Raw genomic sequence first — 19,366 nt, forward strand, 5'->3', positions numbered from 1 at the left:
TATGCTTACTTGACTTTTACCTTTGAATCTAAATTACTCATGTATTAAAAAATTGTTAGTCATTGAGGTTATGTGAATACTTTTTTTTCACTTGTGAGAAATCCGGGGATCGCTGAGGGTGGGCACAGGAGGAGGCAATCGCTACGATTGATTGAGAATCGGGAAAAAACTCACAAAAAATGCCGAGACTAAAAAATATCAAAGAAAAATCAAGGTCTCGGCTATGTCTACCATTGTATCTTGCCTGGATATCACGCAAATTTTCTGCGACGTAGATGATTTCTGTAACTAATGGGAAAATCTCTGTTCACAAGTACCACAATTGCCATCGACAAAAGGAGAACGGCGCAGTAGTTCCCGAATGCATTTATCAGAAGTGATGACAATAGTCATCGCATTTCATGGCAGTGGATATAAGACTTTCAAGGAATTCTATACAATGCATGTGCTTCCAGGATGGCATCAAGCATTTCCAAATTTGGTCAGCTATACTCGGTTTGTGGAACTGATGCCCTGGTGTTTAATGCTGCTATGTTGCTTTTTACATACACGTACAGGAGAAATTACAGGGATTAGCTTTATAGATTCTACTCCAATTAATGTTTGTCATAACTGTAGAGCGCATTCTCACAAGGTATTTAAAGGATTAGTAAAATGGGGAAAAAACTCTGTGGGCTGGCACTTTGGATTTAAACTACATTTGATTATTAATGATTGTGGAGAATTACTCGCATTTTCACTAACTCCAGCCAATGTGGATGACCGAAAACCAGTCCCAAATATGACTCGTGACCTCATTGGTAAATTATTTGGTGACCGAGGATATATCTCCCAAAAATTATTTGAAGAGTTATATGAACGAGGGTTGCAGTTAGTCACAAAATCTAAGAAAAGAATGAAAAATCGCTTGGTCAAACTGATTGATAAAATTCTCTTACGCAAACGAGCAGTGATTGAGTCGGTCAATGATCATCTGAAAAATATCTGTCAAATCGAACACTCCCGCCATCGTAGTCCATTTAACTTTTTGGTTAACTTGATGGCTGGTTTAGCTGCTTATACTTATTTGCCCAAAAAACCGTCGATTGATATTTACCCAAAAGATTTGCCTGCTCTACCTCCTGCCATTTTTTAGTTCCGTCGAACTCACGTACTTTAGCAACTTTCAATATGCTGTAGATAAATGGTGTCAATGGTATGGTCACTACTCTGATTACTGGTAGTGCTCCAAAACTTTCCTTTTAGCTTACAAGGCAATCGTTATAAATTTCAAAAGAATCTGTTGGGAAAATCTATCTTTAAGTAGATATCAGATACATTAAAAACTGTACCTCTTCAGTGATAACTGACTAATATCTGTAAATGTATGTTGCTAATGTGAAGCTTAAGCGGAAGTAAATAAATTTTTACTAAAAATAATATGGGTAGTGAAGGGCAACCTGACTACAAAAGTGCGGAAAGGGCGGCGCATTGACAAGCTTGTTAGTTACGTAGTCACAGCTGAGTTCTCCTTGCAGCTGAGGATCGCAAAACGAAACTGGGAATACTGAAATTAGGTATTTCGTCATTCCCTACACTTTATGACAACGAACGATTATAAAACTTTAAACGTCCAAAATGTGGAAGAGTGTCAAAAACAGCTACAGTTAACGGTTCAGTATCAAAAAATTTTGGGGAGAATTTTAGCGAAAATTCGGGCATCTGTAAACCTAGAATCTCTGTGTTCGACTTCTTGCCAAGATATTTGCCGACAATTGAAGATTGAGCGAGTTGCGATCTACCGTTTCAACAGTGATTGGAGTGGTAGTTTTATCAATAGTTTTGGTTTTGCAGAACCACGGTGGGATACACTCAATCCTTTTGGAAAGAACTTGGTGTGGGAAGATTCGTATTTGCAAGAAACTCAAGGAGGAAGATATCGCAAAAATGAGCCGTTTGCTGTAGCTGACATTTACGATGCTGGACACGCTCGTTGTCATATTGAGGTATTAGAACAGTTTCAAATTCGAGCATATGCCATCGCACCTATTTTCATTGGTGCAAAACTTTGGGGTTTACTAGCAGCCTATCAACACTCCACAACCCGGCAATGGCATCCTGACGAAGTAGAGTTTTTAGCTCAAGCCGCCAGCCATCTCGGCGTAGCCATGCAGCAGGCAGAAATTTTAGAACAAAGCAAACAACGCACAGCAGAATTGCAAGATGCAATTGCGCGGCAACGTGCTTTGACAGAAGTTGTGGGAAATATTCGCTCCTCTGTAAACACCAAAATTATTCTCGATACTGCCTGTCAGGAAATGTGCAAACTCCTGAAGTTAGAGCGGGCAGCAGTTTATCGCTTCAATGAAGACTGGAGTGGTGAATTTGTCAGCCAGTTCGGCATGGTTGAGGCGCAATGGGATAGAAGCAATCCATTTGGCAAAAACCTTGTTTGGCAAGATACTCACCTCCAAGACACCAAAGGTGGGCGCTACCGCAATAACGAAAGTTTTGCTGTTAACGACATTTATCAAGCTGGTCATTCACGGTGTCATATAGACATTTTGGAGCAATTTAAAATTCGGGCATATGCCTTAGCGCCAATCTTCATCGGGCCGAAACTGTGGGGACTCATAGCAGCTTATCAACACTCAGGGGCGCGTCAATGGGCAAATTATGAAGTCGAGTTCCTGGGACAGGTGGGGGCACAGCTGGGAGTGGCGATTCAGCAAGCCGAAAATTTAACCCAGTCGAAACAACAGGCCACAGCTTTAGAAAATGCCATCGCTCGGCAACGCGCACTCACCGAAGTCGTCGGTAAAATTCGCTCCTCTTTAGATATTGATTTAATTCTGAAAACTACTTGTCAGGAAGTTTGTAAACTCCTACGAGTTGAGCGAGTCGGCGTTTATCGCTTTAATGAAGACTGGAGTGGCGAATTCGTCAGCCATTTCGGCATGGTGGAGGCACAGTGGGACAGCATTAATTTATTTGGTAAAAATCTAGTTTGGGAGGATACCCACTTACAAGAAACCAAAGGTGGGCGCTACCGCAATAACGAAAGTTTTGCTGTCAACGACATCTACCAAGCCGGACACTCGCGCTGTCACCTCGATATTTTAGAGCAGTTCAAGATTCGTGCCTATGCCTTGACCCCAATTTTTGTGGGGCGGAATCTGTGGGGATTGCTGGCTGCGTATCAACATTCTGCACCGCGTCAGTGGGGTAGTGTAGAGGTAGAATTTTTAGCACAAGTAGCCAGCCAACTCGGAGTAGCAATGCAAAGTTCCGAGATGGTGACGCAAATCCAAACTCGCGCTGATGAATTGCACAAATCGGCTGAACAGCGACGGATTTTATTCGATTTAGTCGTCAAAATTCGGGAATCTTTAGATTTAGAGACGATCTTTAAGACAACAGTACAGGAAGTGCGGCGATCGCTCAAAGCAGATCGAGCTGGCATCTTCCGCTTTGAACCTGATGTAGGTTTTTGCAGTGGTGAATTTATCGCTGAAGATGTGCTACCCAAGTTTGATTCTGCCCTCGCTGTGAAGGTGCAAGACTATTGCTTTGGTGACCAGTATGCACCGCAATATCGCCAAGGACAAGTGCAAGTAATTTCTGATGTCAACAGTGTTGGCTCGAAAGTCCCTCACCTTGATGTAATTGAGCGATTCCAAGTCAAAGCACAGATTATTGTCCCACTGATGGAAGGTGACGATCTCTGGGGATTGTTATGCATTCACCAATGCACACATACACGTGATTGGGAAGAAGCTGAATTAGAATTTGTCACCCAAGTGGCGGCTCAAGTAAGTGTAGCACTACGTCAAGCCAAGTTGTTCCAACAATCCAGTTTGCTGGGTCAAACCCGTGAAGAAGCAAATCAACTCGCCCAAGCACTAAATGAGCTGCGTACTGCCCAACTGCAAATTATTCACACTGAAAAAATGGCCAGCTTGGGGCAACTAGTGGCGGGTGTAGCCCACGAAATTAATAACCCAGTTAATTTCATCCACGGTAACTTAGAACACGCCCACCAATATACCCAAGACTTGCTGCGTTGTGTCCAGCTTTATCAACAAAGTTATCCCAATGCCACACAAGAGATCCAAGAATTTTTAAATAAAGCGGAAATAGAATTTTTATTCGACGACTTACCTAAGTTATTCCAGTCCATGAAGGTTGGGACTGAACGCATTCGTGAAATTGTCAGTTCGCTGCGGAACTTCTCCCGCTTAGATGAAGCTGATTTCAAATCAGCAAATATTCATGAAGGCATCGATAGCACGTTGATGATTTTGCAAAACCGCTTGAAGTCGTCAATTGATGGCTCTACCATTCATGTGACCAAAGACTATGATACTTTACCTCCAATAGAATGCTATCCCGGTCAGTTGAATCAGGTATTTATGAATTTGCTGTCTAACGCCATTGATGCTTTAGAAGAACGAAATGCCCAAGCAACCCCTGAAGCGTTAGTAGCAAACCCCAGCGAAATCCGAATTTCTACCTCACTGGTCAATAAAGACTGGATTGCCATTCGCATTGCCGACAATGGACTTGGTATGGATGAAAAAATCCTCTCTCGCTTGTTCGATCCATTTTTTACAACCAAGGTTGTTGGTAAAGGCACAGGACTAGGGCTTTCCATCAGCTACCAGATTGTCACAGATAAACACAAAGGTAAGATCTACTGCCAATCTGAACCTTACAAAGGCACAGAGTTTGTGGTTGAACTGCCAATTCGTCAGGCGAAAACTTGAAAATCATATCATGTGCACATAATTAGTTATGCTAACCACAGTCATTACACCCCACCCCAACCCCTCCCCGCAAGCGGCTACGGTGTACACACAAGTTATGGAATCACTATCAGTCATTGAATTACCCCTCCCTAACCCTCCCCTTGTAAAGGGGAGGGAATTAGATTTCTTTTTCCCCCCTTTCCAAGGGGGGATTAAGGGGGGTAATTGACTTGTGTGTACACGGTAGCCGCAAGCGGGGAGGGGAGACAAAGCGTAGCTTTGGCGGGGTGGGGTTCTTCCGGTTTAATAAGCAATCAAGCGGACATGATATCAATGGCTGTTGACAGTTAAGTAGATCGGTGTGAGTAGATATAATATGTTTTGTCATTGCCTACCCTTGTGGGGAAGCAAGCTACGTGTAGCGTCTCGTAGAGAGGAGGAACGATGTTCGCGAAGGGTAGCAATCCCAGTCTTTGCGATTGCTTCGTTCCTCCCAATGACATCTTACGTTTAATTATGCCCGCCTACTTAGCTACGCTTGAATGATGAAGTCCGTAGCTGTGAGAGTGGGGACACCGCTAAGGGTAGCAAATAGACCACCGCTACCGAAACCAGCTGCGCTGCCATTTTGGTTGTAGAACAACTGGCCGCTCACAGGGTCGTAGACAATTTTCGCTGTGCTGGTTGCCCCATTAGAAATGATTTTAAAATCACTAGCATTACTGAAACCAGTTCCCGCCGCAGAAGTAATAGCACTAAAGGTAGTTTTATCTAGGATAATCTTGTCACCTTGGAGGCGGTTGAAGTCAGTAATGGTATCTTGACCAATAGCAGAACTAACAAAGGCAGCATTGGTATTGTAAAGAAAATAGTCGGCACCCACACCACCTGTGAGGCGATCGCTGCCAGCACCACCAACAAGAGTATCATTGCCAGCACCGCCAACAAGACTATCATTTCCAGCACCGCCAACAAGACTATCATTTCCAGCACCACCCCGCAGTAAGTCGTTGCCACTCTTACCATCGATTTTGTCATTACCCCCCTGACCATTGATAACATCAGCCGAGTTGTCCAAACCGGTAATTTGGTTATTGAGGTCATTGAGGAAAGTTACAGTGTTCTGGATGCCGATCGCCGTATCAGTAGAATTGGCATCAAGGACATTAAAATTGTCAATGATAGTAGTTTGCCCATCAAACAGGATATTACCAATGGCTGGTTTGCTTCCAGAAGCTTTCAAGTTATCCAGATTTTCTAACTGAAAGTTTTTCAGAGTGACTTTTGTATTAGACACATTTTCAAAAGTGACTTCTAAGTTACTGCCATTTTGAGTCAACAGCAGATTTTGAGCAGTCAAGCCAGCCCCAATAAATTGCAGTGTGTCAACGTTGGCAATTACCGTTGCTGATGGGCTAGTGCCTTTACCGACACCACCAAAATCGGTAATAGTGTCATTGCCATCACCTCGCCGAATCACAAACCTATCTTGACCGCCGTTGCCTGTGAGGATATCGTTACCAACTTTGCCGTCGATGATGTTGTTGCCAATTGTGCCGATGAGAGTATCTGCACCAGAAGTTCCCGTAAGGTTAGAAGTGTTGCCGATATTCGTCCCACCAAACAACACGTAGCTTTGCCCTGATTGGGAGCCGTTGGGGTCGGCATAGCGTGCCCCAATAATCAGATCGTCGAAGCCGTCGCCGTTGACATCTCCAGCACTGCTGACAGAGCAACCTGACAAATCATTCCCGGCGATGCCGTTGATTGCAATGCCGTTAACACCGTTGAGGGTGGAAAGGTTAAGGCTGGCGCTAAAGCCTGTGCTACCGCCAAACACTAGGAAGCTCTGCCCAGAATCTTCGCCGTTTAGGTCAGCAGTGAATGACCCGATAATCAAGTCGTCGAAGCCGTCGCCGTTGACATCCCCGGCACTGCTGACAGAGTTGCCTAAGCCTTTATAGCCCGAAATACCATTGATGATAGCGAAGCCGTTAGCACCGTTGAGGGTAGAGAGGTTGAGGGTAGAACTAAAGCCTGTACTCTTGCCAAACACTACGTAGCTCTGTCCAGAATAAGAGCCGTTGGGGCCGGCAGTAGGTGCCCCGATAATCAGGTCGTCGAAGCCGTCGCCGTTGATATCTCCCGCACTGCTGACAGAAGCACTTGATTGGTCATATGCATTGATGCCGTTGATAATGAAGCCGTTAGCACCGTTGAGGGTAGAGAGGTTGAGGGTAGAACTAAAGCCTTTACTCTTGCCAAACACCACGTAGCTCTGCCCAGATGCGTCGCCGTTAGGGTCGGCATTGGGGGCACCGATAATCAGATCGTCGAAGCCGTCACCGTTGATATCCCCAGCACTGCTGACAGACGAGCCGGAGATGTCATACGCCGCGATCCCGTTGATGGCAAAGCCGTTAATGCCGTTGAGGCTCGATAGGTTGAGGGTAGAACTAAAGCCTTTGCTCTTGCCAAACACCACGTAGCTCTGTCCAGACCAGTGGCCGTTGGGATCGGCATCTCTTGCCCCGATAATTAGGTCGTCTAAGCCGTCGCCGTTGACATCTCCGGCACTGCTGACAGATAAGCCTGATAAATCACCTGCCGCGATACCGTTGATGGCGAAGCCGTTAGTGCCGTTGAGGCTCGATAGGTTGAGGCTGGAGCTAAAGCCTGTACTCTTGCCAAATACCACGTAACTTTGCCCAGAATTCTCGCCGTTGGGGCTGGCAAAAGGTGCCCCGATAATCAAGTCGTCGATGCCGTCGCCGTTGACATCTCCAGCACCACTGACAAAGTAGCCTAAGTTGTCATACACCGCGATGCCATTAATGACGAAGCCGTTAGCACCGTTAAGGCTTGATAGGTTGAGGCTGGTGGTAAAGCCTGTGCTACTACCAAACACCACGTAGCTCTGCCCAGAAGAGCTGCCATTGGGGTCGGCATTGGGTGCGCCGATAATCAGGTCATCGAAGCCGTCGTCGTTGACATCCCCAGCACTACTGACAGACGAGCCTGAGAAGTCATCCGCGGCAATGCCGTTAATCACGAAGCCATTGCTACCATTGATATCTGAGAGATTAAATGATGAATTAGCCATGATTTTCTCCTGGGTTTTTTGTAATTGCGGGAGTGGCTCATATCGGCATCAGGCAACTCTGAACTCGATCGCACTGCACAAAGCTTTACCTGCAACACCAAAGTTTCAAAACCAGGCGGATTTGCTGTTTGTTCTTGTAAAGTCAGCACACTGAAGGGGTGACTCTGATTCCTGCGATACATCAAGTCAATAAAAATCAGACATCCAAATTCCACCAGTAGGTTTTGATGTGAGTCTTCCTAGTTTTTCAATCATCATTAATTCTGATAGGCAATCAAATTGCCAACCTATGAGAATTAATGCGATCGCTCAGTAGCCAGTCATTTAATTTCGATTAAAAAACCTTAAAATTGCGTTTCAATCTTTGGAAACACTTAATTCTTATCAAGAAACCATTATCACATATAAATTAATCTGTCAATTCTTTAGCGGGCAATTACTTTACATAAATTGAGCATATTTTACGTAAATTCACCCATTGTTTTTTTCTAGACTTTATGGGAGTCTCCTTTACATTACAGATAAGACTGTAAGTTTATCGGTTTACCGTATTTTAATCAAAGCTAAAAGGATGAAAATCATTGTAAGGCTGGAATCACAATAATGGTATTATGTCTGCGACTAAATCTGTAGAACCTGCTTCAGTCCACAGTCGAATTCTCGTGCCTGGGCGGTATCATCGGCAACCTGTCATTTCGCGGCTGGTGTCTCGTTATGATTTAACCGTCAATATCAAAGCTGCATCGTTGACATTAGATAGTGACAGCGACGGCTGGTTTGATTTAGAACTTTCGGGAAATCCCCAAAAGCTGACAAATAGCCTATCTTACTTACAAGGATTGGGAGTAGATTTAGTACAACTAGCGATCGCCAACCAAATTCAAGCCACCCATAACTCCTTATCTTTTCCAGATTCAGCTTACAAACTCAACCCTAAAGACTCGGCATGGCTAGCAGCTCGATGGCAAGAACAATTTCAACAATGGATTTCTCTAGGTCAGACCAATCGATTGCGCTTGCAACTGTGCATCTTGAAAAGCTACTACGAACAACCGGTGATTTCCAAGTTAGTTTCTCGTTATGGACTAACAGTTAATATCACCAGCGCTATACTTAAACCCGACAGCCAAGATGACGGCTGGTTTGATTTGGATTTATGGGGTAGAACAAAGCAACTCTACTCCAGCCTAAGTTATTTAGAAAAACTTGGACTACCGATTTGGTTGGATTTGTCTAGCGTCTATGGCGATCGCTAAATTCATAATTCATAATTCATAATTAGTTTAAATTTCGTAGTACCAAATGTCTTCTTCGCGTAGCACAATTCGGTGCAAGGAGAGGCGATCGATCAAGCCTTCTTGCTCAAATTGACCAAGAACGCGAGTTATGGTTACACGAGTTGAACCGACCATTTCTGCCAGGTCTTCATGAGTTAGACGCATATCTATTAAACGCCCTTTCTCAACTTCCGACCCAAACTTTTTAGATAACCATGCTAGCAGCTTGATGAGCATGGTATCGACTTTTTTATGGCTACGAATCACCATCAATTCTTGAGCCTGTTGGATATGGCTTAGTAGAGTTTCTGTTAGTTCAGTCCACTCTTCTAAAGGTAGGACTGTCGCCCCCACTTTAGTTAAGCACTCCATCTGGTAAGGTTCTAATTTTGACAAAGCTTTACCCACAACATCCCCAGGGCCCCACAATCCCAGAGCAACAGTTGTACCATCTTCCAGATAAGTAAAAGTCCTGACAAAACCCGTTTCAATCTTCCAAAGACCGTTTTGATACTCTGGCAAAAATGAACGACGTGCAAAAACTTGCTTAGTATTATTACTTGGTAAATTAGTAATATTTGTGTATAAAGAAACCATAATGCATAATACTGTATTTTGGTAAACTAACCGTAGTATATATATATCAGGTTATAAAAGCATGTGTATATTGAAATTATTAATGTTTTTATGTATGAAGTGGGGCATTGGGCATTGGGCATTGGGCATTGGGCATTGGTTATGAATTATTCTCCTTGTCTCCTTGTCCTCTTCACTCTCCCTCATCTCGCCATGCCCCATGCCCCATGCGCCATGCCCCATACCCCATTCTTAAATTCCCGCACCATCGAGAAAATCTTCAATCATTCCGTCAGAATTATTGCACTTGGGTTTGTCGGTTTGTTCGTCGCCAAGCTCATTTGGAAACAGGCTCGATCGATCTTCTAATTCGCCTAAGTGTTTTTCTAGAGCTTTGACTCGTTCAAATAAAGCCCGGATGACTTCGGCTTCTACGTCCCGAACTTTATCATGATCTAGAACATCGCCAGATAAATTGTTCTGACGAGTCACGCGCCCTGGAATCCCGACAACTGTGGTGTTGCTGGGCACATCTCGCAGGACTACTGAACCTGCTCCAACGCGCACGCGATCGCCAATTTGAATATTTCCCAATACTTTAGCACCCGCTCCCACAACCACATGAGAACCTAAAGTTGGATGGCGCTTGCCACTTTCTTTGCCGGTACCACCAAGTGTAACACCTTGATAAATCAAGGCATAGTCCCCAACGATCGCTGTCTCACCAATCACTACTCCCATCCCGTGATCGATAAATACTCCTTTGCCAATTAATGCCCCAGGATGGATTTCAATTCCAGTTAAAAACCTACTAATATGAGAGATAAACCTGGGTAGAAAAGGAATTCCAATTTTATACAGCCAGTGTGCTACTCGATGGAACAGTAGCGCCTGAAATCCAGGGTAACAAAATAGTACTTCTATCCAGTTACGCGCTGCTGGGTCACGCTCAAAAATGGTTCGCAAATCAGTTAGTAGCATATTTTTTTGAGTTTTTGTTTGATTTTTGGAGTTCCCAAACTCAGATAATTCCCACTCAAAAATCAAGTATTCATGGGAATTTTCTTAAATGATAAACTACGGTAAGTCGATAGATTATAGTGTTTTTGTGGATCGTAAGTGGGATGCTATCACATCCGACACCTGGAAAAATAAATTTCGCCTAAAATGCGATAAATCCCTCAATTAACCGTAGTATATTGAGTACAGTCTTGAATAGCCAAAACTACTCTCTCCTCGATCTGTCTTCCAAAGTGGAATACGCGCTACTAGCACTTTTAGAACTAGCAAGCCACCACGGGAAAAAAGTTCCCCTAACCATGAGTGAGATCGTTGCTAAACAACCCATACCTGAGCGCTATCTGGAACAAATTTTGACCAACCTCCGGCGTGCTGGTGTGGTGCAGAGTCAACGAGGCTCTAAAGGAGGTTTCATCTTAGTTCGCGAACCTTGGCAGATCACTCTGCTAGAAATTGTGACTTTGGTGGAAGGTGAGCGCAAAGAGAAAGATAGCTCTGAATCTCCCACTCTAGAAAGGACTTTAGTTTATGAAATCTGGGAGCAAGCCAATGCAGCTTCAATTGAAGTTTTGGGTCGCTATACACTCCAAGATTTGTGCCAGGAAAGGGAAATTCGCGCCCAGCAGAGTCCCATGTATTACATTTAGTCAGCGAATTTTAGATTTTAGATTTTAAATTTTGGATTGTTCATTCAAAATTTAAAATCTAAAGAGTTTCCAGAGCAAGCTTAGTTGATTTATGGAATAAATCCTTTGATTCCAAATCTACAATTGTTTACTCAAGCCCCTACCTAGACGGCGCGAACGCCTAACAGACGGGTATGGAGTCAATCTAAAATCTAAAATTCTTTCATCGAAAATTGTTTGACAAAGGAGTACTTATATGAAGATCGCAAGAGATATTACAGAATTAATCGGACGGACTCCTTTAGTTCAATTAAACAAGATTCCCCAAGCTTCGGGAGCGGTTGCTCAAATTGTGGTGAAGCTAGAAAGCATGAATCCAGCATCTTCTGTCAAAGATCGGATTGGTGCCAGTATGGTGGAAGCCGCAGAAGAAAAAGGTTTGATTCACCCCAAAAAGACGGTTTTAGTTGAGCCAACCTCTGGAAATACAGGAATTGCGTTGGCGATGGTGGCAGCCGCGAAGGGTTACCATCTTATTCTAACGATGCCTGACACAATGAGCCAGGAAAGACGAGCCATGCTCAGAGCATACGGCGCACAACTAGAGTTAACGCCAGGGGTAGAAGGGATGCGAGGAGCGATCGCTCGTGCAGAGGAAATTCTAGCTCAAACCCCCAATGCTTATATGTTGCAGCAGTTTCGCAACCCTGCGAACCCGAAAATTCATGCCGAAACCACCGCAGAAGAAATTTGGAATGATACCGATGGCGAAGTGGATATTCTGGTGGCGGGAGTCGGTACTGGTGGGACGATTACAGGAGTATCCCAAGTTATTAAGCAACGCAAGCCAAGTTTTCAAGCGATCGCAGTTGAACCAACCAGTAGTCCGGTATTAGCTGGTGGTAGGCCAGGCCCTCACAAAATCCAAGGTATCGGGCCGGGATTCGTCCCAGCAATTTACCGTTCAGACGTGGTAGATGAAGTGATTCAGGTTACAGATGAGCAAGCGATCGCCTACAGCCGTCGTCTAGCAAAAGAAGAAGGATTGCTATCTGGCATTTCTACTGGCGCTGCTTTGTATGCGGCTATTCAAGTTGCACAGCGACCAGAAAATGCGGGTAAGCTAATCGTTATGGTGCAGCCTAGCTTCGGCGAACGCTACCTCAGTACCTCACTGTTTAAAGACCCAGAGGAAAATGAGTGGTTGAGCAAAGTTTGATGCCATAAACGAATTTTTGATTTTACTGTGTTTATGAATTCTGACCGGAGCAACAAAAACGTCTGTGGCTTTGCTTGTGAATTCTTCTTCAATGACAAACTAGTCTTACACCCTGTGTAATATTTTTCACAGGGTTGTGCTTTAGTATGAATTTTTCTCGATAAAATTGTCTTGGTCAAGTACTTGAATTTTCTTCAATTTCGTTATTTTTCACCAAAATCATCAAACAAAAACAACTAAAAGCTAGTTTAATTAAGCTCAAAGCTTCACTTTTTAATACAATAAAAGCGCCTAATGCTATAAGCACAAAAGGCACAATATGATTGATGTAGCGAGTTAAGATATCAGCTATAATTTTCTGCTTAGTTAATTTGTATGCTGCGTAGCACCAAATTCCTAACAAGATAAAAAACATTATTATAGTGACCACAAAACTTTCTAAGCTGCTGCTAGCAAACAATGGCACGTAAACACTAATATTATCGCTACCATTAGCAACTGTAACGGCTGCCACACTGTAAATTTGAGGAGACAACAAATTAGTGATTGTTGTTTCTTGATATTCTTCCGTTTCTTGTAACACTTCTTCTGATGAATCTTCTTCTCGATTGACTAAACTGCTGATACCTATGGCAATTGGCAGCAAACCTAGTAATCCAATCCAGCTTTTTGATAAAACTAACCCACTAAATAAACCAGAAAGACTTAGAATTACCAAAAATGTAAAACCTAAAAATTGACCAGTAACTATATGCCGGGGGCGAAAATTAGAATTTATTTGAGAAAAAAATAACAACAGAATAACAATATCATCAATGTTAGTGGCAATAAACGTAATTGCACCTGTACTAATTGCAGTAACATAGTTGTGCCAGGACATTAACTTGGTATAGTGATAAATTGTGTATTATTTGCATGGAGCATGAGTAAGCTTGTAACAGCTTTTACTGAAGGAATCATTGGCTTTACAGCGACCAATATTGATGACATCATTATCTTATTAGTATTTTTCTCACAGGTAGATATTAATTTTCGACGGCGGCATATCTTACTCGGTCAATACTTAGGTTTTGCAGCCATTATCATTGCTAGCTTACCAGGATTTTTTGGTGGCTTAGCGATCCAGCGAGAATGGATAGGATTACTAGGGCTGTTACCAATAGGAATTGGTGTTCAGCAATTAATATCTAAAAAAGAAGAAAGTGTAACGGTTCAGACAGTAAGCACTGATTTTAGTCAGTCTACACCTACTAACCCGATATTGGCTTTTCTTTTGAGTGTTTTGCACCCCCAAACTTATAAGGTTGCAGCAGTAACGATCGCTAACGGTGGTGACAATATCAGTATATATATCCCGTTATTTGCTGGTCAGAATCTAACGAGTTTGGCAGTGATTTTGGGTATATTTTTTATCATGGTAGGGATTTGGTGTGCGATCGCTTATTTATTAAGCCGTCAACCTACCATTGCGAATATATTAAGTCGCTATGGTCACGCTCTCGTACCTTTTGTATTAATTGGCTTGGGTGTATTTATTATGTATGAACGAGGCACATTCAGCCTATTGCCGTGGTTGAAAAAGTAATCAGTGAAAGGCAACAGAGGTAGGAGAGGCAGGAGACAGGAGGCAGAAGACAATTAATCTCTTCCTGTTGCCCATTGCCCATTGCCCATTGCCTATTCTCTCTACACTTGATGAACTAATTTCCAACTCACCATCATCAAGATTGCATAAATAATAAACCGTAGTGGGCGTTGTGGAGCTAGTTGACAGACTTTAGCACCTAGTAATACTCCTGGGACAGAACCTAACCAGATAGGTACTACTAGACTCCAATCAACTGTTCCCAGGCTGAGGTGTCCAAAGGAGGTAAATAGCAACAAAATCGCTGCGTGTGAAATGTCTGTACCGACTAACTTACGCGCATCAAGGCGGAAAAACGCAATCATTACTAGGGCAAACATTGAACCAGAGGAGACGCTTGTTAGACCAACTAAGCAGCCCAAAATTGCTCCCAAAGTCATTGTTTGGAAACGACCAAAGTTAGTTTCTAAGTCTAATTTTGGTAGTTCAGGTAAATTAAACTTGGGGAAAAAAGTCAATAGCAACAATTGTACTAATGCTAACAACGTGACTAGGAGAATCATCACCCCAAGCAAACGAAGCAAAATTCGATCCAGGTTATACTCGCCGGTAAGTTTAATGAAGTGCAAAATTCCTACACCGAACAGTGAGCCTGGAACACTCCCGAATGCCAGCCATTTGACAATTTCTGTGTCAAGGGTTTTCTGTTCCCAATGCTTGACGCTACCGACAATCTTCATTAATGTGGCAGCCACAACATCAGAACTCACAGCAATGGAAGGCGGAACCTGAAAGAAAAAAATCAACATTGGCGTGATGAGAGAGGCTCCGCCAATTCCCGTTAAACCAACAATGATGCCAACGAAGAAGCTTAAAAATGGTAATAGTAGATAGTGCATATTCTTCGGGAATTTCAAGAATCAGTTATCAAGTGTCCGCACGATCGCAGTCTTGTTATCAGTGAGGAGATTAAGCTGGGTTAAAATTCCCCAAACGAAGCCTTGATAGCTGTTCACTGTTCACCGATTACTGAATTACGACTCCTGACTAATTTGTTTGCAGTTTTACACATAAAACCCGGTAATCCGACTAACTTACCGTATTTTAATAGGAATTATGGTTAAACGTCTACTGTATTTGCTTTGTATAGTGAATGGGGCATTGGGCATTGGGCATGGGGCATGGGGCATTGGGCATGGGGCATGGGGCATTGGGCATGGGGCATGGGGCATGGGCGGAATAATTCTTGACTTTTTGGTAAATAGTCAACGGTCAACAGTTAACACCCCTAATGCTCTATATTGAAAAATACTTGACTTATAAAGTTTAGAATGGTATTTTAAATCAGACCAATCGGTCTGAAAGATTTAATGTCTAAAGGTGAAGAAACAAAAACCAGAATTCTCCAGCAAGCAGCCGAACTGTTTAATCAGCAGGGGTATGCAGGGTCATCGATGTCTGACATCATGCGTGCCACTGGATTGCAGAAAGGAGGAATTTATAATCACTTCCAAAGCAAGGATGATTTAGCGCTCCAGGCTTTTGAGTTTGCGATCGCTCGCATTCAAGAGCATACTAGATCGGCTCTGCGAAACAAACGCCATGCAGTAGAACGGCTGCAAGCGATAATTGGAGTTTTTAGTAGCTTTGCAGAAAATCCACCCATCAAGGGAGGATGTCCATTGCTAAATACTGCTGTTGAGAGTGATGATACTCATCCAGTTCTGCGCGATCGCGCTCAACAGGGGATGAACTCTTGGTTGAATCTGATTCGTCGAATTATTCAAACGGGAATTGCAAAAGGTGAAATTCGTCCTGATGTGAATGCTGATGAAACCGCTACCATTATCATTGCAACTCTAGAAGGAGCCATAATGATGAGCAAGCTTTATGGAGATTCAATTCACATGCATAGGGTAATTAATCACCTAAATCAATACTTAGAAACTCATCTTTAAATATATGGCGCAAATCAAGGTATATGGTTTAGCAGATAAATTAAATCCTATTAAAACAGAGTTGTCAAATATTATTCATGCCTGTGTTATTGAAATTTTACAGCTTACTCCTGAGAAGAGATTTCACCGCTTTTTCCCACTTGAAAAATCAGATTTCTATTATCCATCTGACAGATCAGAAAATTATCTTATCCTCGAAATTAGTATGTTTGAGGGGCGCTCGGTCGAAACGAAAAAACAGCTAATTCGTCTCTTGATTCAAAATATTCATGAAAAGTTGAATATTTCTCTTAACGATATTGAAATTACAATTTTTGAAACCCCTAAATATAACTGGGGAATTAGAGGTTTACCTGGTGATGAGTTAACTTTAAACTACCAAGTAGAAGTTTAAAATTATTCTAATTAGTCAAGTTTAAAAGTGGACAAAAATTATCTAAGGTAAAATTTTGCTTTTTTACAGACCGATTGGTCTTAAAATTTAGTTTATTTAGGAGAAATTATGGTATTAGGTAACAACTTGCATAGACCATTAGAGGTAGTATTGGCAATTCCTGTGAGGACATATGATATCGATTTTGTGGGAATTGTGAGCAATATTGTTTATATTAGATGGCTAGAGGATTTACGTTTAAAATTTTTAGATGAACATTGGCAATTGAATCAACAACTTGAACAAGGATATGCACCTATTTTAGCTGGGACAGAAATTGAATATAAACGTTCGATAAAAATTAGCGATCGCGTAATTGGGCGTTTATGGTTGAGTGATGTAGGTCGCTTGAAATGGACTGTGAAAGCTGAAATCTTATCTAACGATGAGTTAGCAGCAGTAGCTACACAAAAAGGTGCTTTTGTTAGTTTGCAAAATGGTCGCCCGATTAGAATTCCAGAAGAATTACAGAAGAAATATTTTCATTCTCAGCAAGTGACTCATGATGAATCTAAAAATTCAGGAGTGAGAATTCAGTGAAACATAAATAAAAAATCTCAGATAATGCGTTAGCCTGCGGCATAACACACCCTACTTTTACTTTACTTATCGAAGATTAAACATGCTGAAATTTTACTACAATCCTATGTCGCCAAATGCTCGTCGTGTGTGGCTTACTTTACTGGAAAAAGAGATTGCCTTTGAACCAGTTTTAATAAAGTTAGATGGCGATCAGTTACAAGCAGAGTTTGTGGAAACTAACCCATTTCATCATATTCCGGTTGTGGTGGATGATGGTTTTCGAGTTGTGGAATCTCTGGCAATTATGGATTATTTAGAAACTAAATATCCCACACCTGCGATGCTACCTGCTGAACCTCAAGCGTTAGCTATGGTGAGGATGGTGCAATTAATCACTAGTAATGAATTATTTCCGCAAATCGTTTCACTAATTTATGAGAGTCAAGATTCACCACAAGCTGCACAAGCAAGGCAGCATATAGATAAGGTACTGCAATTTTTTACACAAGTGCTTGGCGATCGCTCTTTTTTTGGTAGCGAACAGTTAACATTAGCAGACATTGTTGCAGGAATAGGTGTACTTTCATTACCTAATTTAGGTATTAATCTTAATAATTACACCAAAATATATGAGTGGTGCGATCGCTTGATGCAACGTCCGGCATGGCAGAAAACTAAATTGAGCGCCGAAGAATTTGAACTATTTAAAGGGCGAGTTAGAGCTTTGGTGAGGTTGCGTAGATATAAAGACAATAAGAGCAAATAACAAGTCATACGCGATTTTTTGAGGTGAAATATCAGTCAATGATTGCAATATTTTACTAAATTTTCTATAACTCAGTGAATCAATCGCATCTTTAAGAACATGAGGAGTTAGGAAAATCTCTCCCCCTTACTCCTCATAAAGCTACTCCTTACACTTGCTTCAAGTACAACAGTTTACTGATGTATGAAACCTCTAACTAAAGAAGCAATTTATGTTAAATAATCAAGTATATATCTAAACCAATAGTATGAATATAGATAGTTACTCAGTATAGATTGATCCAGTTTATTGCTGTTTATTAGAGTATGATATCAAAATCCTTGTAGAGACGTTGCATTGCAACGTCTCTACATCTAGATAATTTTACCAATGTTAGTTCATCAGCAAATACACAAATTTATTTAGTATTAGCCAATATCTTTTCAATGTCTTGTAGCTGCACCACTCGTGAAATAGTTGGACTACTAATTACAAAAAAAGGTGTGCCAGCAACAGCCAATTTTTCTGCTAACTGGATATCTTTTTGAATTGCCGGAGTAGCAAGAGTCTGGTCGCGTTTAAATTTGACCAAATCCAAATTTAGATTTTTAGCAATATCTAAATACAGTGTTTCACTCAGTTGCTTTTGATTAGTAAATAGGGCATCATGATATTCCCAAAATTTACCTTGCTGGTGTGCTGCCCAAGCTGCTGCTGCTGCTGGCAATGCTTGAGGATGAATTGAAGTAAGCGGTAAATTTTTGTAAACTAATTTTATCTTGTCTGGGTATTTAGTTAACAATTCTTTCAAGGTTTTATGCGCCTCAGCACAGTAAGGACACTCAAAATCTGAGAATTCTACGAGTAGAATTTTTGAATTAGTTGAACCTGTAGTTGGAGAGTTACCAATCACTGTTTGAGGATTTGTTTTTAAATCCTGTAAAAATCCTTGCCGTACTTGATTAAGTTTCTGTTGTTGTTGCTGCTGATATGCTTGAACAGATTCGATAATTACCTCTGGATGTTCGCGGATAATTTGTAATACTTGTTGTTCTAGTTGGGGATCGATGCGGCTAGCGGCTTGTGAAGGAAGTGACCAGGTAAGAAGAAAACATAATATACCTATTGCTGCTAAGGTACGCAGATATTGAAGTAATTGTCTAAACCAACTAAAGAATGTAGTCATAGAAAAACTGTAAAAAATCAACATTCTTTTAGTATTGCCACAGATGTGTAAATTTAGAGCTGCATGAAGCTACTCTATAAACATAGAGGCAAAATTGATAGAGCTAATGTTGCCAGCCCTCACACTATGTATTACGCCTTTTACTACTAAATATTAGACGTGCCATTTTGCCTTCTCATGTATTTGTTCCAGCGGGATTTGCGAACTTAAATAAAAACTCTGTAATACTTTCCGAACAGGTGGGAACTGTAGATAAATCCAGAATTGTTAAGGTAATTGGTCATTTAGATGATAGCTATATGGAAGAGCTAGCGATCGCACTGATTACAATTCTAGGATTATCGGTAGAAAGCTAATCCTGCGTCTACTTTCGTCAATCGCGATCGAGT

General features: G+C 41.9%; 18 protein-coding genes and 1 pseudogene. 12 read left to right on the plus strand and 7 right to left on the minus strand.

The genetic code is table 11. From position 1 onward, the window contains the following. The first annotated feature begins 244 nt into the window (after positions 1-244). Both H6H03_RS13295 and H6H03_RS13300 read left to right on the plus strand, forming a co-directional pair. A pseudogene (locus tag H6H03_RS13295) lies at positions 245-1,135 on the plus strand (IS982 family transposase). Between the two features lie 445 nt (positions 1,136-1,580). After that, on the plus strand, positions 1,581-4,745 hold the full coding sequence (locus tag H6H03_RS13300; protein WP_190955568.1) for a GAF domain-containing protein: 3,165 nt from the start codon (positions 1,581-1,583) through the stop codon (positions 4,743-4,745). 514 nt (positions 4,746-5,259) lie between these two features. Here the strand turns inward: H6H03_RS13300 and H6H03_RS13305 are convergent. Both H6H03_RS13305 and H6H03_RS13310 read right to left on the minus strand, forming a co-directional pair. Continuing rightward, positions 5,260-7,830 (minus strand): beta strand repeat-containing protein, encoded by a 2,571-nt coding sequence (locus H6H03_RS13305; protein WP_190955569.1) that lies wholly within the window; start codon positions 7,828-7,830, stop codon positions 5,260-5,262. Continuing rightward, entirely contained in the window at positions 7,776-8,045 is a 270-nt protein-coding gene (locus tag H6H03_RS13310) for a hypothetical protein (protein WP_190955570.1), read from the minus strand. The genes H6H03_RS13305 and H6H03_RS13310 overlap by 55 nt, the downstream gene beginning before the upstream one ends. Positions 8,046-8,441: 396 nt before the next feature. Here H6H03_RS13310 and H6H03_RS13315 point away from each other — a divergent pair, with 396 nt between their 5' ends. Continuing rightward, positions 8,442-9,086, plus strand: coding sequence for an NIL domain-containing protein (locus tag H6H03_RS13315; protein ID WP_190955571.1), 645 nt, complete (start codon positions 8,442-8,444; stop codon positions 9,084-9,086). A gap of 27 nt (positions 9,087-9,113) precedes the next feature. On the opposite strand, the gene H6H03_RS13320 is transcribed toward H6H03_RS13315, so the two are convergent. Both H6H03_RS13320 and cysE read right to left on the minus strand, forming a co-directional pair. Then, positions 9,114-9,704: a Crp/Fnr family transcriptional regulator gene (locus tag H6H03_RS13320; protein ID WP_190955572.1), complete on the minus strand. Its 591-nt coding sequence runs from the start codon at positions 9,702-9,704 to the stop codon at positions 9,114-9,116. 231 nt (positions 9,705-9,935) lie between these two features. Further along, positions 9,936-10,664, minus strand: coding sequence for a serine O-acetyltransferase (cysE, locus tag H6H03_RS13325; protein ID WP_190955573.1), 729 nt, complete (start codon positions 10,662-10,664; stop codon positions 9,936-9,938). Positions 10,665-10,867: 203 nt separating this feature from the next. On the opposite strand from cysE, the gene H6H03_RS13330 reads away from it, so the two are divergent. Both H6H03_RS13330 and cysK read left to right on the plus strand, forming a co-directional pair. Further along, positions 10,868-11,350: an RrF2 family transcriptional regulator gene (locus H6H03_RS13330; protein WP_190955723.1), complete on the plus strand. Its 483-nt coding sequence runs from the start codon at positions 10,868-10,870 to the stop codon at positions 11,348-11,350. Between the two features lie 235 nt (positions 11,351-11,585). Next, entirely contained in the window at positions 11,586-12,548 is a 963-nt protein-coding gene (gene cysK / locus H6H03_RS13335) for a cysteine synthase A (protein ID WP_190955574.1), read from the plus strand. Between the two features lie 175 nt (positions 12,549-12,723). Here cysK and H6H03_RS13340 read toward each other — a convergent pair whose 3' ends face one another. Further along, complete coding sequence (locus tag H6H03_RS13340) at positions 12,724-13,428, minus strand: cadmium resistance transporter (protein ID WP_190955575.1); 705 nt, start codon at positions 13,426-13,428, stop codon at positions 12,724-12,726. Positions 13,429-13,470: 42 nt separating this feature from the next. On the opposite strand from H6H03_RS13340, the gene H6H03_RS13345 reads away from it, so the two are divergent. Then, the gene (locus H6H03_RS13345; protein WP_190955576.1) at positions 13,471-14,133 is read left to right on the plus strand and encodes a cadmium resistance transporter; all 663 of its coding nucleotides are present in this window, start codon (positions 13,471-13,473) and stop codon (positions 14,131-14,133) included. Between the two features lie 101 nt (positions 14,134-14,234). Here the strand turns inward: H6H03_RS13345 and H6H03_RS13350 are convergent, their stop codons facing one another. Then, positions 14,235-15,032, minus strand: a complete 798-nt coding sequence (locus tag H6H03_RS13350; protein ID WP_190955577.1) for a sulfite exporter TauE/SafE family protein — start codon at positions 15,030-15,032, stop codon at positions 14,235-14,237. A 217-nt stretch (positions 15,033-15,249) separates the two neighbouring features. Here H6H03_RS13350 and H6H03_RS13355 point away from each other — a divergent pair, with 217 nt between their 5' ends. The 5 genes from H6H03_RS13355 to H6H03_RS13375 all read left to right on the plus strand — a co-directional run bounded on the left by H6H03_RS13355 (position 15,250) and on the right by H6H03_RS13375 (position 17,812). After that, complete coding sequence (locus H6H03_RS13355) at positions 15,250-15,438, plus strand: hypothetical protein (RefSeq protein ID WP_190955578.1); 189 nt, start codon at positions 15,250-15,252, stop codon at positions 15,436-15,438. Positions 15,439-15,503: 65 nt separating this feature from the next. After that, positions 15,504-16,091, plus strand: a complete 588-nt coding sequence (locus tag H6H03_RS13360) for a TetR/AcrR family transcriptional regulator (RefSeq protein ID WP_190955579.1) — start codon at positions 15,504-15,506, stop codon at positions 16,089-16,091. A gap of 4 nt (positions 16,092-16,095) precedes the next feature. After that, positions 16,096-16,485 (plus strand): tautomerase family protein, encoded by a 390-nt coding sequence (locus H6H03_RS13365; protein WP_190955580.1) that lies wholly within the window; start codon positions 16,096-16,098, stop codon positions 16,483-16,485. Positions 16,486-16,593: 108 nt separating this feature from the next. After that, positions 16,594-17,064: an acyl-CoA thioesterase gene (locus H6H03_RS13370; protein WP_190955581.1), complete on the plus strand. Its 471-nt coding sequence runs from the start codon at positions 16,594-16,596 to the stop codon at positions 17,062-17,064. Positions 17,065-17,146: 82 nt separating this feature from the next. After that, on the plus strand, positions 17,147-17,812 hold the full coding sequence (locus H6H03_RS13375) for a glutathione S-transferase family protein (RefSeq protein WP_190955582.1): 666 nt from the start codon (positions 17,147-17,149) through the stop codon (positions 17,810-17,812). 397 nt (positions 17,813-18,209) lie between these two features. On the opposite strand, the gene H6H03_RS13380 is transcribed toward H6H03_RS13375, so the two are convergent. Then, positions 18,210-18,977, minus strand: coding sequence for a DsbA family protein (locus H6H03_RS13380; RefSeq protein WP_190955583.1), 768 nt, complete (start codon positions 18,975-18,977; stop codon positions 18,210-18,212). A 167-nt stretch (positions 18,978-19,144) separates the two neighbouring features. Here H6H03_RS13380 and H6H03_RS39815 point away from each other — a divergent pair, with 167 nt between their 5' ends. Beyond that, positions 19,145-19,333 (plus strand): type II toxin-antitoxin system PemK/MazF family toxin, encoded by a 189-nt coding sequence (locus tag H6H03_RS39815; RefSeq protein ID WP_199338934.1) that lies wholly within the window; start codon positions 19,145-19,147, stop codon positions 19,331-19,333. Positions 19,334-19,366 lie beyond the last annotated feature (33 nt).

Source organism: Nostoc paludosum FACHB-159 (genome assembly GCF_014698835.1).
Classification (GTDB): domain Bacteria; phylum Cyanobacteriota; class Cyanobacteriia; order Cyanobacteriales; family Nostocaceae; genus Nostoc; species Nostoc paludosum.